The organism is Pseudomonas sp. DC3200b2, assembly GCF_049895785.1.
Classification (GTDB): Bacteria; Pseudomonadota; Gammaproteobacteria; order Pseudomonadales; family Pseudomonadaceae; genus Aquipseudomonas; species Aquipseudomonas massiliensis.
Map to the genome: position 1 here is coordinate 345399 of NZ_JAFCTA010000002.1, position 15435 is coordinate 360833.

Genomic DNA, 15435 nt, shown 5'->3' on the forward strand with positions numbered 1-15435 from the left:
ACAAACGATTTTTTGCCGGCCGAAACAAATCGCATCAGGCGCTCACGAAGGCTTTGAAACCCCCGAAAACACTATGGTGCCCGAACCCGGGGTCGAACCGGGACGCCCAGGGGGCGAGGGATTTTAAGTCCCTTGCGTCTACCAATTTCGCCATTCGGGCGGTAGCGCGGTGTCGCGTGTCTTGCGCCATAAGCCCTTGAACACAAAGCACTATCGACGACGGCTGAAGAATATATACAGCTCGGCCGCCAGAGGCAAGGGGAAACCCTGACAGGCCAGGCACCTGGCCACAGGCTCGATGGAGGCCACTGAATCGAACTGAACCTGCCCTGGGCCCGGGAGTCGCATCTACATTGACTCAATTACGGGAGCGTTTCATGAAACAGTACCCAGTGCCGCCTTTCCCCAAGCAACCGCAGCCAGTGCCTGGTAGCCAGGCAAAGATGGATCCGGTCCCGGACTGTGGGGAAACTTCCTATAAAGGCTCAGGCCGCCTGGCGGGCAAGGTAGCCTTGATCACAGGCGCCGACAGTGGCATCGGGCGCGCGGTGGCTATCGCCTATGCGCGCGAAGGGGCTGACCTGGTGCTTGGCTATTTGAACGAGCATGAAGACGCTCAGGATACCGCTCGCCTGGTCAAGGAGGCAGGTCGTGAATGCCTGCTGGTTCCCGGCGACCTGGCTCAGCGCGAGACCTGCCTGGATCTGGTCAGGCAAACGGTCGACCGCTTCGGTCGCATCGATGTACTGGTCAACAACGCCGCTTTCCAGATGACTCATCAGGCCCTCGAGGAGATCCCGGACGAAGAGTGGGTGCATACGTTCAACGTCAATATCACCGCCATGTTCCGGATCTGCCAGGCCGCGGTGCCGCATATGCCCGCGGGCGGCTCTATCATCAACACGTCGTCGGTGAACTCCGACAACCCCACGCCGCAGCTCCTGGCCTACGCCTCGACCAAGGGCGCCATCGCCAACTTCAGCGCCGGGCTGGCCCAGATGCTCGGGCCGAAGAATATCCGCGTCAACAGTGTCGCGCCGGGGCCCATCTGGACGCCATTGATCGTGGCCACCATGCCCGAAGACCAAGCCAGCCAATTCGGCTCCCAGACGCCACTGGGGCGTCCTGGCCAGCCGGTGGAGGTGGCGCCTATCTACGTCATGCTGGGTTCGGACGAGTCCAGCTACATCTCTGGCACCCGTTTCGGGGTTACCGGAGGCAAGCCGATCCTGTAGGGAGGCATCATGTCGGCAGTACTCAGCTTTGGCATCAACACCGATGGCCGTGATTTTGTCGTCGGTGACGTACATGGATGTTTCGATCGCCTGCAAGCGCTGCTGAGCAAGGTCGACTTCGATACCCGAAATGACCGCCTGTTCTGTGTAGGCGACCTTATCGACCATGGGCCTCTGTCCCACGAGGTGCTCGATTGGCTTGCCGAACCCTGGATGTTCTCGGTGCGCGGCAACCATGAGCAGCGCCTGGTGGAAGCCTTCGCGCAGGACGAAGCCCAATGGTGGCGCCTGAGCGAGCACTTTTCCTGGCTCTTGGGCCGACCGGTGTACGAGCAGTTCGAGTTCGTCCTGCAACTGTCCAGGCTTCCACTGGCCATCGAGGTGTCCACGGCCAAGGGAATAGCCGCCGTGGTGCACTCGGGCTGCGCAGGCCCCCAGTGGTGGGACTTCAGGGAAGCCCTGCGTCGAGGTGAGCCTGCGGCGGTCAAGACGGCCATCTACCAGCGAGTCCAGCGGCCGACCGAACCCATACTCGGGCTCGAGGCGTTGATGGTGGGACATACTCCTGGCAAGCGAGTCCGTCAGGCAGGCAATGTGTGGTATCTGGATACTGCCGCGGTGAAGGGCGGCCAACTCAGCGCAGCCTGCCTGGCCGATGGGGCGGTATACAGCGTGCGTGGTAGGCACTGAGCGTCAAGGCAGCTCTAGAAAGTCCACATCGCTCAGGCCGCAACCTTCGGCCCGGCGGCGTAGAGTCTGGGTATCGCCAGCGAGCGTGGTGACACCGTACAGCTGGACCGCGCCGCAGTGAAGCGAGGCGTAATACCAGGCGTCGGCTTTGGTCATGTGAGAATCCACCTGGGCGAAGGCACGGGTCTGGCCCTTGTATCGGTAACTGATCATATACTGCTTATGGCGCTCCATCGCTGTGCCTCTTCCTTGTGGGGGATAGCGTCCCTGGTGGGATCCAACGATTCCTATCGCGGCCAAGTCTAGCCTTGCCGTCAGCGTGGCGCCAGGTATGCCCGGGAAGTACGCTCTGGCGCAGGCGCCGACGCCGCGTTCATTTCTGTCTATCCAAGGGAAATGCGTTCCCAGGCTCTGCTGATTTCTGTACAAGTCTGTTAAAGTATTGTCCAACTATTAGCGTTACCCCGGAGCCTGCAGTGACCATACGCGAATCGGACGAGGCCCTCGCCGCTGCCATCGAACAATGCGCGCGCGAGCCTATTCAGATTCCAGGGAGCATTCAGCCCCACGGCTTCCTGCTTGCGCTGGACCCTCACACGCTCACCATTCTTCAAGCCAGCGAGAACGTCGATCAATGGCTGGGACTCGACGCGCCCAGCCTGCTAGGCCAAGCCTTGGGTACACTGGTGACGGACCCGGAAGCCTTGGTTCAGCGACTGGCGGACATTCCTGGCGATGACCCCCATCCGTTTCACCTTGGGGATGTCAGGTTCGTCACGCCTGGCGCCAAAGGCGCCTACGCCATACTGCTGCACCGCTGGGATTCGGTGCTGATTGCCGAGTTCGAGCCGGCTACCGATGTGGTCGCGGTCTACGGACGGCTATATCCCCTGGTGCGCGCCTTCATTACCGAGCTTCAGGATATCCAGGAGGTAGAGGAGCTTTGCCGGCGCGCCGTGGCTGAGGTAAAGCGCCTCACCGGCTTCGGTCGCGTCAAGGCGTACCGTTTCGACGCCGCGGGCGATGGGCTGGTTCTGGCCGAAGACGCCGATCCGGGTTACCCAAGCTACCGAGGCATGTGCTTTCCAGCCAGCGATATTCCGCCGCAGGCGCGGGCGCTCTATTGCGCCAACCGCATCCGTGTGATCCAGGATGCCAACTACCGGCCGGCCCGTCTGGTTCCGCTTGAAAATCCGAAAACCGAGCGTCCCCTGGACCTGAGCTACTCGGCGCTGCGCAGCGTATCGCCAGTGCACCTGCAATACATGCGCAACATGGGCACCCTGGCGTCAATGTCCATTTCCATTGTCGTGCGTGGCCGGCTCTGGGGGCTGGTGTCTTGCCACAATGCCGAGCCTCGGCCGTTGGGCTTCCAGGCGCGTACCGCCTGCGAGTTGCTGGGCAGCGTGCTGTCGCTGCAGATCGAGGCCCGCGAAGCCCACGCCGACACCCAGCGGCTGCTTGGTTTGCGTCAGCATGTGGTGCGCCTGTTGTCAGCCATGGCGGATCGGGACAGCGTGGCGGATGGCCTGCTGTCTGTACCCGAGATCTTCCTCGGCTTCGCCGACGCCGGGGGCGCCAGTATCGTCAGCGAAGGCCGCTGCGAGTCGGTCGGCCATACGCCCCCCGCGCAGGTTGTCGAGGCCCTAGTGCAATGGCTGGGGCGCGCGGAGGCCGGCGACGTCTTTCACACTGACAATGTCGGTCGGGACGTACCTGTCCACTGTGGGCTCGCCGCCCACGCCGCCGGAGTGCTGGCGGTCGCCATCTCGAAGCTGCATAACCACTACCTGCTCTGGTTCCGCCCGGAACACGCGCATACCATCGACTGGGCGGGGCGCCCAGAAAAAAACGTGGCGGCCGAAGGTACACTACATCCGCGTAATAGCTTCGATAAATGGCGCGAGGAAATCCGCGGATTTTCAAAACCCTGGGACGGCCTGGTGGTGGATGCGGTGGAGGAGTTGCGCAACGCGGTACTGGGCATCGTGCTGCGCAAGGCCGAAGAGATGGCCGCGCTGGCGGGGGAGCTTAAAAAGTCCAACAAGGAGCTTGAAGCCTTCTCCTATAGCGTTTCACATGACCTGCGCGCCCCGTTGCGCCATATCGCCGGCTACGCCGAATTGCTGACCGACTTCGACGGCGACAAGCTGTCGGACCGCGGCATGCGTTTTCTGGAGCATATCGCCGATTCGGCCCGGTTCGCCGGAACGCTGGTAGACAACCTGCTGAGCTTCTCGCAGATGGGCCGTTCCGCGCTGCGACATTCGGACGTGAACCTCAACGCTCTGGTCGAGGCGATACAGGAAGAGATGGCGCCCGATTACGAAGGCCGTGAGGTGCAGTGGAAGATCGCGCCCCTGCCAGCGGTCATCGGCGACGCCGCGTTCCTGCATCTGGCGCTCCGCAATCTGCTTTCCAATGCGCTCAAGTACAGTCGCGAGCGCACTCCGGCAGTGATCGAGGTCGGGGCCTATCATGACGACTCGCTCGCCCAGACCGTGGTGTTCGTCAAGGATAACGGCGTAGGGTTCGACATGTCCTACGCCTCCAAGCTGTTTGGTGTGTTCCAGCGGCTGCACCGCATGGAAGAATTCGAGGGCACCGGCATCGGCCTGGCCAGTGTGCGGCGCATCATCGAGCGTCACAAGGGACGTGTCTGGGCGGAAAGTGTGATCGGAGAGGGCGCCAGCTTCTATTTCTCTCTACCGGATCAGCAGTGACAGGCGTTCCTAATTTTTACTGAGGTTTCCATGCTAAAACCTATCCTCCTGGTGGAAGACAATCCCCGTGACCTGGAATTGACCCTGGTCGCGCTGGAAAGAAGCCAGTTGGCCAATGAAGTCATTGTAATGCGCGACGGTGCCGAGGCGCTGGATTACCTTCTGCGCAAGGGTAGCTATGCCACCCGTGTCGAGGGTAACCCGGCGGTACTGCTGCTGGACCTGAAGCTGCCCAAGGTGGATGGTCTCGAAGTGCTCAAGGCGGTGCGTGGAGATGAAAACCTGCGCAGCATTCCTACCGTGATGCTGACCTCCTCTCGGGAAGAACCCGACTTGCAGCGTGCCTACGAGCTGGGTGTGAACGCCTACGTGGTCAAACCGGTCGAATTCAAGGAGTTCGTGTCTGCGATCTCCGATCTGGGCATCTTCTGGGCGGTGCTCAATGAGCCGCCGCCTGGGTCGCTGCGCCTGAAGCGTCGTACCGCCAACTGACCCGCCGCCCGCCACGCCGAGAGCTTTGTCCGTGCCCTATACCGCGCCACTCAAGTTGTTGCTGATCGAAGACAGCAGCCGCGACGCCGAACTGACGCTTTTCGCGCTGGAACGCAGCGGGTTGCGGCTCGAGCCCCAGCTGGCGCACCATCACAGCGTCGTGGCGAGCCTGCTGCAGGCGCAGGCCTTTGACCTGATTCTCAGTGATGTGGTACTGCCTGGGTCATCAGGGGAGCAAGTGCTGGCGATCGCACTCCAGTTCGCGCCGAAAACACCCTTTATCTTCATCTCTGGCGTGTTCGGGGAGGAACACGCCGTCAAGATGATGCGCCAGGGCGCCACGGACTATGTACTCAAGCAGAGCCTACCGCTGCTGCCCGCCGCGGTGAAGCGAGCCTTGGCCGAGGTGCATGAACGACGCCAGCGCGAGCTGGCCGAGCGGAACCTGCATGAAGCCGAGTCGCGCGCGCGCATTGCCATCGAGGCCGCGCGCATGGGCACCTGGGAGCTCAATCCGGTAACCGGCGTGGCGAGCTGGGATGAGCGCATGCGGGTGATGTATGAATTGCCGGCCGATACAGTGGTGAACCTGGACCTGTTCTATTCCACCATCCACCCTGAAGACCTGCCATCCGTGCGGGAACGCGTCGAAGCCGCCCTGGCTTCGGGTACAGACCATTCCTATCAGGTGCAATACCGGGTGCGCTTGCCCAGCGGCTCGGAGCGTTGGTTCGCCAGTAGTGGCCGCTCCAGTTTCGCCGGGGGGCGCTGTGTGCGTTTCAGTGGGGTGCTGCAGGATATCACCGAGCAGAAGGAAACCACCGAGGCCCTGGAGCGGCTGAACGACCTGCTTGGGGACCGCGTGCAAAAGCGAACCCGCGAGCGCGATCGTACCTGGGAGTTGTCTCGAGAGCTGCTGGGGGTGCTGCATTTCGACATGTCGCCTGTCGCCCTCAACCCGGCCTGGGAGAGCACCCTGGGTTGGCCACGCTCGAAGCTGACCGGGATGCAACTGTGGAGCCTGGTGCATCCCGATGACCTGATCTCGACCCAGCGGGAGGTAGAGAACGTGGCGGTGGGCATCGTCTCCAGTCGCTTCGTCAACCGCATGCGTCATGCTGACGGCGAGTACCGCTGGCTGTCGTGGACCATAGTCCCGGATGAAGGAATGATGTACGCGGTGGCCCGCGACATCACCAGCGAACGTGCCGTGCTCGACGAGCTGGCGGCGACCAATGAGCGCCTGCGCGAGCAGATCCGCGAGCGCGAACGGATCGAGGCTGCCCTGCAGCAGATGCAGCGCCTGGAGGCTGTGGGCCAGCTCACCGCTGGTGTGGCCCATGACTTCAACAACCTGCTGACGGTGATCCTGGCCAGCGCGAACTTCCTGCTGCGCGACCTGGCCAAGGGCAACTTCGCCCGTTTCGACAGCCGCCTGCACAGTATCCAGGAGGCCGCGGAGCGGGGCGCCCGCCTGACCAGCCAGTTGCTGGCCTTCTCGCGTCGCCAGCGCCTTGAACCGGCACCGGTCAGTCTGAACGATACGGTATCAGGCATGCTCGACCTCCTCCAACGCACCCTGGGCGGAAGCATCTGGATCGAAACCGAGAAGGACCCGGCGCTGTGGAATGCCTTGGTCGACGCTACCCAGACCGAGATGATCATTCTCAACCTGGCGATCAACGCCCGGGATGCCATGCCGGACGGCGGCACCTTGCGCCTGACCACCGCCAACGAAACCGTTACCGCCCGGCCAAGTCGGCCGGAAGACCCAGCGCCGGGTGACTACGTAGTGCTGACTATCCGCGATTCCGGTTCCGGCATGCCCGCAGAGGTCCTGGCCAAGGCATTCGAACCTTTCTTCACCACCAAGGAAGTGGGCAAGGGGTCCGGGTTGGGCCTGGCCCAGGTATTCGGCTTTGCCAAACAGTCAGGCGGGGGCGTAGCCATTGAAACGATGGTAGGGGAAGGCACCGCGGTAAAGGTCTACCTGCCAGGGGTACGTACACCCAGCCTGCCCCTAGTCGAGCGTGCTGCCGACGATGCCTTGCTCCCGCCCGATGGCCTGCGTCACCGGGTGTTGCTGGTAGACGACGATCCGAACGTGCGTCAGGTGACCGCGTTGCTACTTGATGCCTTGGGTTATGAGGTAACGGAGGCTGACGGCGCGAACCAGGCCCTGCAACGACTGGACGATAGCATCGACCTGCTGCTGACCGACTTCGCCATGCCAGGCGCCAATGGCGCCGAGCTGGCGCGGGAGGCCCGTCGCCGTTTCGCTCAGTTGCCGGTGGTGTTCATCACTGGATACGCCGAAGTAGGCGGCCTGGATGAGGGACAGTTCCCCATCGTGCAGAAACCCTTCCGCGAGGAAGAGCTGGCGCTCAAGCTTCGCCATGCCCTGGCCGCGCCCGTTCCGTTGGGTTCGCCCGGCTGAACCATACCGGCGGTTGCAGGGTCTGTAAGGAAACACAACCAGACCCAAGTCATAGGGGGCTTGCATGGGACACGAACACGAAGATTGGGTGCCCGCTGATCATTCGCCTCTGGAGCATCAGGAGACCCTGAAAAACGGGACTCATATCCAGGTCACGGTTCGGCAGCTAGGCCCGGACCGCTACGAAAGCCGCATCGTCGTCACGGATGGCAACGGTAACGTGCTCAAGAGCCCGCCGCCCAAGCTGCGCGAGCAGGATCCAGGCCCGGCGGCGGATGTACTCAAGTTCGCCGTGGACGAGGCCAAGCGCATCGCCGGCGGCCTGGCTGGTGCCCCACTGGACGACCATAACCAGGCAACCCCCATCTGACAGCAGGCGACGCCGGGTGCCTTATCGTCATCGTCGGGCACCCGCCGAGACGTCAGCGCAGGGCGACCGTCCCCGCCTGGTCCGCGCCGCCCAAACCACCGCCTAGCGCTTTGTAGATCGCCACCACCCCATGATAGAGGTCGACCTCACCCTGGGCTTGCGCGTCCTCGGCGGCCAGGCGCTCCCGCTCGGCGTCGAGCAGTACCAGGTAATCCACACTGCCTTCACGGTAACGAATGCGCGCCAGGTCAGCCGCGGTGCGGCTGGCTTCGCTCTGGCGGATCAGTGCCAGTAGCCGCTGCTGGCGCTTGCCGTAGTCGCTGAAGGCGTTCTCTGACTCCTCCAGGGCAAGCAGCACCTGCTGCTCATAAGTGGCCAAGGCACCTTCGGCGTCGGCGTTGGCGCCACGGATCCGCGCCCGCACACTGCCCAGGTCGAACGCGGCCCAGCTGATGTTCGGCCCCAGGCTCCAGGCTTGTGCCGCGCCTGAGCCCAGTTGCGAGCCGCGGGCGGCGGTGAAGCCAAGGAAGCCACTGAGGCTAACCCGCGGGAACAGGTCCGCCGTCGCCACGCCCACATTGGCGGTCGAGGCCGCCAGCTGGCGCTCGGCGGCACGGATATCCGGCCGACGGCGCAGCAGCTCGGCGGGGTCGCCGATGGGCAGAGCCTTGGCGATTGCTGGCAGTGGTTCTGGCGACAGGTCCACGCTCAGCGTCTCCGGACGTTGACCGAGGAGGGTGGCGATCCTGTGCCGAGCCCTGGCCTGGTCGGCCTGCAGCAGCGGAATGCTGGCTTCCACCCCGGCGAGGCGAGCATCGGCACGCACCACATCGAAGGCATCACCGACACCCAGGTCACGCAGCTGCACTGTGATGCCCCGGCTGGCGCGCTGGTTTTCCAGATTGTCCCGGGCGATTCGTTCACGCAGCTGAGCGCCCCGCAGTTGCCCGTAAGCGTCGACCAATTCAGCGATCATGCTCACTTGAAGGGCTTGTAGCTGCGCCTGGGCCGCTTCCTGCTGCGCATCGCTTGCCTCCAGCTGGCGCTGGATGCGGCCGAACAGGTCCAATTCCCAGGCCATGTCCAGGCCCAGGTCATAGCGCTCGATGTTCACCCGATGCTCGGTCTGACCGGGCACTTGGGCGCGACCGACTTCGCTGCTGGCCCGGCTGGTGACAACCGGCAGGTCATCGTTGGCCACGTCATCGCGAATGGCGCGGGCCGCCTTGACCCGGGCGAAAGCGACTCGCAAGTCGCGGTTGCCGTCCAGCGCCTGCTTCACCAGTTGGTTCAGCGCCGGATCGTCGAATTGCTGCCACCAGAGCGCCTCGAACCGGGAACGGTCATAGCGCGCGGCTCCGGCGTCCTGGGCTTCGGTCAGCGCGGCGGGCGCCGGCGAGGGCGGCCGGTAGTCCGGGCCGACCACGCAGCCTGCCAGGGCCAGAGTCAGCAGGGCGGGAGCGAAGCGAAGCAGGGCGGTCATGGATGTGCCTCCAGCTGAGCGGAAGAATGGGCCGCCGCGCGAGCAGCCTGACGGCGCTCGACGAAGCTGCGGATCAAATAGAAGAACACGGGCGTGAGCAGCAACCCGAAGAAGGTCACCCCCAGCATGCCGGAAAACACTGCGACGCCCATGGCGTGGCGCATTTCAGCACCCGCGCCGGTGGAGGTCACCAGCGGTACCACACCCATGATGAAGGCGAAGGAGGTCATCAGGATGGGGCGCAGCCGCAGGCGGCAGGCTTCCAGAACAGCCGCCAGGGGGTCGAGGCCTTCGAGCTGCTTGTCCTTGGCGAACTCCACGATCAGGATGGCGTTCTTGCACGCGAGGCCGACCAGCACGATAAGGCCGATCTGGGTGAAGATGTTGTTGTCGCTACCCGCGATGATCACACCGGCAATGGCCGAGAGCAGTGTCATGGGCACGATCAGGATCACCGCCAGAGGCAGGCTCCAGCTTTCGTACTGAGCGGCCAGCACCAGGAACGCCAGCAGCACGCACAAGGGGAACACGAACAACGCCGTGTTGCCAGCCAGGATCTGCTGATAGGTCAGCTCGGTCCACTCGTAGCTCATGCCGTTGGGAAGTTCGTCGCGCAGCAGTTTCTCCATGGCGGCCTGGGCCTGGCCGGAACTGTACCCAGGGGCGGCCGCGCCATTGATCTCGGCGGTCACGAAACCGTTGTAGTGCATCACCCGGTCCGGGCCGGCGCTGTCCTGTACCTTGAGCAAGGTGGCCAGGGGAATCATGTCGCCCCGGTCGTTGCGCACCTTCAACTGGCCGATCTGCTCAGCGTTCAGGCGGAAGCGCTGGTCAGCCTGCACGTTTACCTGGTACGTCCGGCCAAAGCGGTTGAAGTCATTGGCATACAGCGAGCCCAGGTACACCTGCAGGGTGTCGAAGATGTCACTGATGGCCACGCCGTGGGTCTTGGCCTTGTCCCGGTCGATATCGGCGTCGACCTGAGGCACGTTCACGGTGTAGCTGGTGAACAGGGCCGCCAGTTCGGGTACCTGATGGCTTTTGGCAATGACGTTCTGCGTTTCTTTGTAGAGTTCGTCATAGCCCAGGTTGCCCCTGTCCTCGATCTGTACCCGGAAGCCGCCGATGGTCCCTAGGCCCTGGACGGGCGGCGGCGGGAAAATCGCCATGTAGGCTTCCTGGATGCCTGCATACTTGCCGTTCAAGGCCGCCGCGATGGCGCTGGCCGATTCGCTAGCGTCCTTGCGTTCATCGAAGTCCTTCAAAGCCACGAAGACAATGCCGCTGTTGGGGCTGTTGGTGAAGCCGTTGATCGACAGCCCCGGGAAGGCGATGGCATTGGCCACGCCGGGCTGCTCCATGGCCATGGCGGACATGCGCTTGATCACTTCTTCGGTACGGTCCAGGCTGGCCGCGTCCGGCAGTTGGGCGAAGGCCACCAGGTACTGCTTGTCCTGCTGGGGCACGAAGCCAGTAGGCGTGTTGGCGAAGCCGAACCAGGTCAGCACCATGAAGCCTGCATAGAGGAATAGGGCAATCCCGCTGCCACGGATGACCCGCCGCACGGTGCTGACATAACCATGGCTGGCGCGCTCGAACAAGCGGTTGAAGGGGCGGAACAGCCAGCCCCCGAGCAGCCGGTCGAGCAGGCGCGAGAAAGCGTCCTTGGGCGCGTGGTGGCCCTTGAGCAATACCGCCGCGAGCGCTGGCGACAGGGTCAGGGAATTGAAGGCCGAGATCACCGTGGAGATGGCAATGGTCAAGGCGAACTGCTTATAGAACTGTCCGGTGAGGCCGGAGATGAAGGCCGCGGGCACGAATACGGCGCACAGCACCAGGGCAGTGGCGATGATCGGCCCGGTCACCTCGGTCATGGCCCGCTCAGTGGCGGCCATGGGCTCCAGCCCCAGCTCGATGTTGCGCTCCACGTTCTCCACCACCACGATGGCGTCGTCCACTACGATGCCGATGGCCAGCACCAGGCCGAACAGCGACAGCGCGTTGAGCGAGAAACCGAACATATGCATCACGGCGAAGGTACCGATCAAGGATACCGGTACCGCGGCCAACGGAATGATGGAGGCGCGCCAGGTCTGCAGGAACAGCACCACCACCAGCACGACGAGCACAAGGGCCTCGAACAGGGTATGCACCACGGCCTCGATGGAACCGCGCACGAAAATGGTTGGGTCGTAGACGATGCTGTAGTCCATGCCTTCGGGGAAGGCCTGCTTGAGTTCTTCCATGCGGCCACGCACTTGGTTGGAAATGTCGATGGCATTGGAACCCGGCCGCTGGAAGATCGGAATGGCGACCGCGGGCTGGTTGTTCAACAGCGAACGCAGGGCATACTGGCTGGAACCCAGCTCTACCCGGGCGATGTCGCGCAGACGGGTGATCTGACCATCGGCGCCGGCGCGGATGATGATGTTCTGGAACTCTTCTTCGGTCACCAGGCGCCCCTGGGTGTTGATCGACAGCTGGAAGCTGCTGTCGCCGGGGGCGGGCGGGGCGCCCAGCTGGCCGGCGGCGACCTGGCGGTTCTGCTCGCGGATGGCGTTGACCACATCGGTGGCGGTCAGGTTGCGCGAGGCCGTCTTGTTCGGGTCCAGCCAGACGCGCAGGGAATAGTCCCCCATCCCGAACAGTTGCACGTCGCCCACGCCGTTCAGTCGCGCCAGCTCATCCTTGATGTTGAGCACGGCGTAGTTGGACAGGTACAGCATGTCATAGCGCTGGTCCGGGGAGGTCAGGTGCACCACCATGGTCAGGTCGGGGGAGGCCTTGTCCACCGTGATGCCGATGCGGGTCACCTCTTCGGGCAGCTTCGGCTCGGTGCGGGTCACCCGGTTCTGCACCTGGACCTGGGCAGTATCCAGGTTGGTGCCCAGGGCGAACGTGATGGTCAAGGTCAGCTTGCCATCGGCCGTGGCCTGGGAGGACATGTACAACATGTTCTCCACGCCGGTGATGGCCTGTTCCAGGGGCGCGGCCACCGTTTCGCCGATCACCTTGGGGTTGGCGCCAGGGAAGTTGGCGCGCACTACCACGGTGGGCGGCACCACCTCGGGGTATTCGCTGATGGGCAGCTGGAAGAGGGAAATGGCGCCGCCGATGAGGATCATCAGGGACAATACAGCCGCGAAAATCGGCCGTTTAATGAAAAAACCGGAAAATGTCATGGCTCAGGTCCTTCAGCCGCGTGGCGATGAATTGCCGGCCAGCTTGGGCTGGCCAGGCGCGCTTTGAGCACGGCCCGCCTGCTGGCTGGTCGCTTCGAGGGCGTGGCGTTGGCTGGCCAATGCCGCGAGGGTCTGTTCGCTGGCCATGGGCACGGCCTGCGGGTCGACGGTGCTGCCGGGGCGTACCCGCTGCAGACCGTTGACCACGATCCGGTCGCCCTTGGCCAGGCCGCTGCGCACGATGCGCAGCCCTTCGAGCTTGGGCCCCAGTTCCACCGTGCGGTACGTGGCCTTGTTGTCCTTGTCCATCACCAGCACGAACTTCTTGCCCAGGTCGGTGCCTACGGCCTCGTCCTTGATCAGCACAGCGTCGTAGACGCCGCTGCCCACCAGTTTGAGGCGTGCGTACAGCCCAGGGGTGTATTCGCCGTTGCGGTTGTCGAACACCGCCCGCCCGCGAATGGTGCCGGTCTGCGGGTTGACCTGGTTGTCGAGGAAGTTGAGCTGGCCCAGGTGGGTATTGCCGTCTTCGTTGGACAGGCCCATGTACACGGGGGCGGCGGTGCCGACGCTACCACTGCGGGTCAGCTGGCTGTATTTGAGAAAGGCACGCTCGTCCGCGTCAAAGTAGGCATATACCTTGTCCGTCGAGACCACCCGGGTCAGCAGGCTGCTGTCGGCGCTGACCAGGTTGCCCGCGGTGATCTCAGCGCGACCTACGCGACCGCTGATCGGCGAGGTGACCCGGGTGAAGCTCAGGTTCAGGCGCGCCAGATCCAGCTGTGCCTGGATGGCGGCAACGCCGGCCCGTGCCGCCAGCGCGGCGCTGTTACGCGAGTCGGCCAGCTCGGCGGAGATGGCGTTGGCGCTGCGCAACCGTTCGCCACGGCTGGCTTCGTTTTCACTGTTGGCGGCATTGGCGCGCGCTTGCTGCAGCTGTGCTTCCAGCCGATTGACTTCGGCCTGGAAGGGGCGTGGGTCGATCTGGAACAGCAGGTCACCCTTCTTCACCAGGGCGCCCTCGGTGAACGCCACCTGGTCGATCTGCCCGGACACCCGTGGCCGTACCAGCACGGTTTCCGGCGCCTCCAGGCGGCCGGTGAATTCATCCCACTCATTCACCGGCTGCTCCAATACCTGGGCCACGCTGACCTTCGGCGCCTGGGGCGCCAGGGCTGTGTCCGGCGCGCGGCCGCAGGCCACCAACACCGAAAGCGCCATCAGCGCCAATGAAAAACGCAAAGGTTTGAATGACTGCTCCATAGAACGCCCCGCCCATCTTGATTATCAGGAATGAACGGATTCTGGCGAGACGCGGGACCATCGACGAATCGAATGGTTCGAAGATGACTATCACTCTCAGTGATTGCGGGAATCGATTCTTTGGATCGCACAGGCGCCAGCCTTTCTCTCATCGAATGTATCTGGCGGCGCCTTGATTGACCTTGGGCCCGGCACTGCGTAGGCTTGCCACTTCGAGGTGCTCCCAGGCTGCCATGCCTGCGGGAGTTAAAATGGGAACGCGGTAACAGGCCGCGGCTGCCCCCGCAACTGTGAACGGTAATGCTTGCCATGGCCACTGCGCGCGAGTGCGGGAAGGCGGCGGGCCATCAGCCACGAATGCTGATGCCGTAAGCCAGGAAACCTGCCTCGTTCAGTCAGTTCCATTCAACCGGGCGGGGTGATCCGGTGCGAAGCCGCAACGGGTATCGCCCGTGCTGTACCGCGCCTGCCCGCCATAGTGCCAGGGGCACCCATGAAAACGCTCAGCAAGCTCCCAGTTACCATCGTCACCGGCTTTCTCGGTTCCGGCAAAACCACCTTGCTCCGGCATATCCTCGACAATGCTCAGGGCCGTCGCATCGCCGTGATCGTCAATGAATTCGGCGAGCTGGGCATCGACGGCGAGCTGCTGCGCCAGTGCAGCATCGGTTGCAGCGAGGAAGAAGCCGTGGGCCGGGTGTTCGAGCTGGCCAATGGTTGCCTGTGCTGCACGGTGCAGGAAGAATTCTTCCCGGTCATGCGCGAGCTGGTGGAGCGTCGGGGCACCCTGGACCACATTTTGATTGAAACCAGTGGCCTGGCCTTGCCCAAGCCGCTGGTGCAGGCTTTCCAATGGCCCGAAATCCGTAACGCCTGCACCGTGGACGCAGTGGTCACGGTGGTCGATGCCCCGGCGGTGGCCGCGGGCACTTTCGCCGCCTACCCGGAGGCAGTGGACGCTCAGCGACGCCAGGACCCGAACCTGGACCACGAGTCACCGCTGCACGAACTGTTCGAAGATCAACTGGCCAGCGCGGACCTTGTGGTGCTGAACAAGACCGACCTGATCGATTACGCGGGCCTGGAGGCGGTGCGCGCCCAGGTCAGCGCCGAGCTGCCGCCGGCGGTGAAGATCGTCGAAGCCCGCGCCGGCCAGCTTCCCCTGGGTGTGCTGCTCGGGCTTGGCGCTGAGGCCGAGGCTCATATCGACGGCCGTCAGACCCACCATGACCAGCACCATGAGGGCGAGGAGACGGACCATGACCACGATGCGTTCGATTCCGTCTGGGTCGAGCTCCCCGAGGCGTCCGAGGCTTCGCTGATGGCGGCATTGCAGGCCGTGGTGCAACGGCATGCCATCCTGCGGGTCAAGGGCTTCGCGGCCATCCCGGGCAAGCCGATGCGCCTGTTGCTGCAAGGCGTCGGTAGCCGCTTCGATCGCCACTTCGACCGCCCATGGCAGGGCAACGAGGCCAGGCTCACCCGCCTGGTGCTTATCGGACAGGATCTCGACGGCGCCACGGTGACCGCCGAACTGACCCGCGCCCTGCAAGGCTAGGC

General features: G+C 63.7%; 11 protein-coding genes, 1 tRNA gene and 1 riboswitch. Of the genes, 7 read left to right on the plus strand and 5 right to left on the minus strand.

The annotated features are described in order from the left end of the window. Window positions 1-74: 74 nt before the first annotated feature. A tRNA-Leu gene (locus tag ACP691_RS07365) sits at window positions 75-160 on the minus strand. Window positions 161-377: 217 nt separating this feature from the next. Between ACP691_RS07365 and ACP691_RS07370 the strand changes: the two genes are divergently transcribed. Together ACP691_RS07370 and ACP691_RS07375 are read left to right on the plus strand one after the other, a co-directional pair. After that, on the plus strand, window positions 378-1235 hold the full coding sequence (locus ACP691_RS07370; RefSeq protein WP_426199018.1) for a glucose 1-dehydrogenase: 858 nt from the start codon (window positions 378-380) through the stop codon (window positions 1233-1235). A 9-nt stretch (window positions 1236-1244) separates the two neighbouring features. Then, window positions 1245-1925 (plus strand): metallophosphoesterase, encoded by a 681-nt coding sequence (locus tag ACP691_RS07375; RefSeq protein ID WP_426199020.1) that lies wholly within the window; start codon window positions 1245-1247, stop codon window positions 1923-1925. Window positions 1926-1928: 3 nt separating this feature from the next. On the opposite strand, the gene ACP691_RS07380 is transcribed toward ACP691_RS07375, so the two are convergent. Further along, on the minus strand, window positions 1929-2159 hold the full coding sequence (locus ACP691_RS07380) for a DUF6555 family protein (RefSeq protein ID WP_426199022.1): 231 nt from the start codon (window positions 2157-2159) through the stop codon (window positions 1929-1931). 248 nt (window positions 2160-2407) lie between these two features. Between ACP691_RS07380 and ACP691_RS07385 the strand changes: the two genes are divergently transcribed. The 4 genes from ACP691_RS07385 to ACP691_RS07400 all read left to right on the plus strand — a co-directional run bounded on the left by ACP691_RS07385 (window position 2408) and on the right by ACP691_RS07400 (window position 7947). Continuing rightward, window positions 2408-4648, plus strand: a complete 2241-nt coding sequence (locus ACP691_RS07385; RefSeq protein ID WP_426199631.1) for an ATP-binding protein — start codon at window positions 2408-2410, stop codon at window positions 4646-4648. A gap of 30 nt (window positions 4649-4678) precedes the next feature. Beyond that, window positions 4679-5140, plus strand: coding sequence for a response regulator (locus ACP691_RS07390; protein WP_426199024.1), 462 nt, complete (start codon window positions 4679-4681; stop codon window positions 5138-5140). 31 nt (window positions 5141-5171) lie between these two features. Beyond that, the gene (locus ACP691_RS07395) at window positions 5172-7577 is read left to right on the plus strand and encodes a response regulator (RefSeq protein WP_426199026.1); all 2406 of its coding nucleotides are present in this window, start codon (window positions 5172-5174) and stop codon (window positions 7575-7577) included. 64 nt (window positions 7578-7641) lie between these two features. Then, window positions 7642-7947 (plus strand): hypothetical protein, encoded by a 306-nt coding sequence (locus ACP691_RS07400; RefSeq protein WP_426199028.1) that lies wholly within the window; start codon window positions 7642-7644, stop codon window positions 7945-7947. Window positions 7948-7999: 52 nt separating this feature from the next. Here the strand turns inward: ACP691_RS07400 and ACP691_RS07405 are convergent, their stop codons facing one another. From ACP691_RS07405 to mexE, 3 genes are read right to left on the minus strand one after another with little or no spacing between them, the layout of a single operon-like run. Next, entirely contained in the window at window positions 8000-9430 is a 1431-nt protein-coding gene (locus ACP691_RS07405) for an efflux transporter outer membrane subunit (protein WP_426199030.1), read from the minus strand. Next, window positions 9427-12612 (minus strand): efflux RND transporter permease subunit, encoded by a 3186-nt coding sequence (locus ACP691_RS07410; RefSeq protein ID WP_426199032.1) that lies wholly within the window; start codon window positions 12610-12612, stop codon window positions 9427-9429. Before ACP691_RS07410 ends, ACP691_RS07405 begins: the two co-directional genes overlap by 4 nt. A gap of 12 nt (window positions 12613-12624) precedes the next feature. Then, the gene (gene mexE, locus ACP691_RS07415; protein WP_426199034.1) at window positions 12625-13875 is read right to left on the minus strand and encodes a multidrug efflux RND transporter periplasmic adaptor subunit MexE; all 1251 of its coding nucleotides are present in this window, start codon (window positions 13873-13875) and stop codon (window positions 12625-12627) included. Between the two features lie 198 nt (window positions 13876-14073). Beyond that, window positions 14074-14279, plus strand: a riboswitch (cobalamin riboswitch). An 89-nt stretch (window positions 14280-14368) separates the two neighbouring features. On the opposite strand from mexE, the gene cobW reads away from it, so the two are divergent. Next, complete coding sequence (cobW, locus tag ACP691_RS07420) at window positions 14369-15433, plus strand: cobalamin biosynthesis protein CobW (protein WP_426199036.1); 1065 nt, start codon at window positions 14369-14371, stop codon at window positions 15431-15433. Window positions 15434-15435: the final 2 nt, after the last annotated feature.

What these genes read in the sequence shown, in the direction of transcription:
- ACP691_RS07370 (WP_426199018.1), top strand. Translation starts at nt 378, where the DNA reads ATGAAACAGTACCCAGTGCCGCCTTTCCCCAAGCAACCGCAGCCAGTG.
- ACP691_RS07375 (WP_426199020.1), top strand. Translation starts at nt 1,245, where the DNA reads ATGTCGGCAGTACTCAGCTTTGGCATCAACACCGATGGCCGTGATTTT.
- ACP691_RS07380 (WP_426199022.1), bottom strand. Translation starts at nt 2,159, where the DNA reads ATGGAGCGCCATAAGCAGTATATGATCAGTTACCGATACAAGGGCCAG.
- ACP691_RS07390 (WP_426199024.1), top strand. Translation starts at nt 4,679, where the DNA reads ATGCTAAAACCTATCCTCCTGGTGGAAGACAATCCCCGTGACCTGGAA.
- ACP691_RS07400 (WP_426199028.1), top strand. Translation starts at nt 7,642, where the DNA reads ATGGGACACGAACACGAAGATTGGGTGCCCGCTGATCATTCGCCTCTG.
- ACP691_RS07405 (WP_426199030.1), bottom strand. Translation starts at nt 9,430, where the DNA reads ATGACCGCCCTGCTTCGCTTCGCTCCCGCCCTGCTGACTCTGGCCCTG.
- ACP691_RS07410 (WP_426199032.1), bottom strand. Translation starts at nt 12,612, where the DNA reads ATGACATTTTCCGGTTTTTTCATTAAACGGCCGATTTTCGCGGCTGTA.
- mexE (WP_426199034.1), bottom strand. Translation starts at nt 13,875, where the DNA reads ATGGAGCAGTCATTCAAACCTTTGCGTTTTTCATTGGCGCTGATGGCG.
- cobW (WP_426199036.1), top strand. Translation starts at nt 14,369, where the DNA reads ATGAAAACGCTCAGCAAGCTCCCAGTTACCATCGTCACCGGCTTTCTC.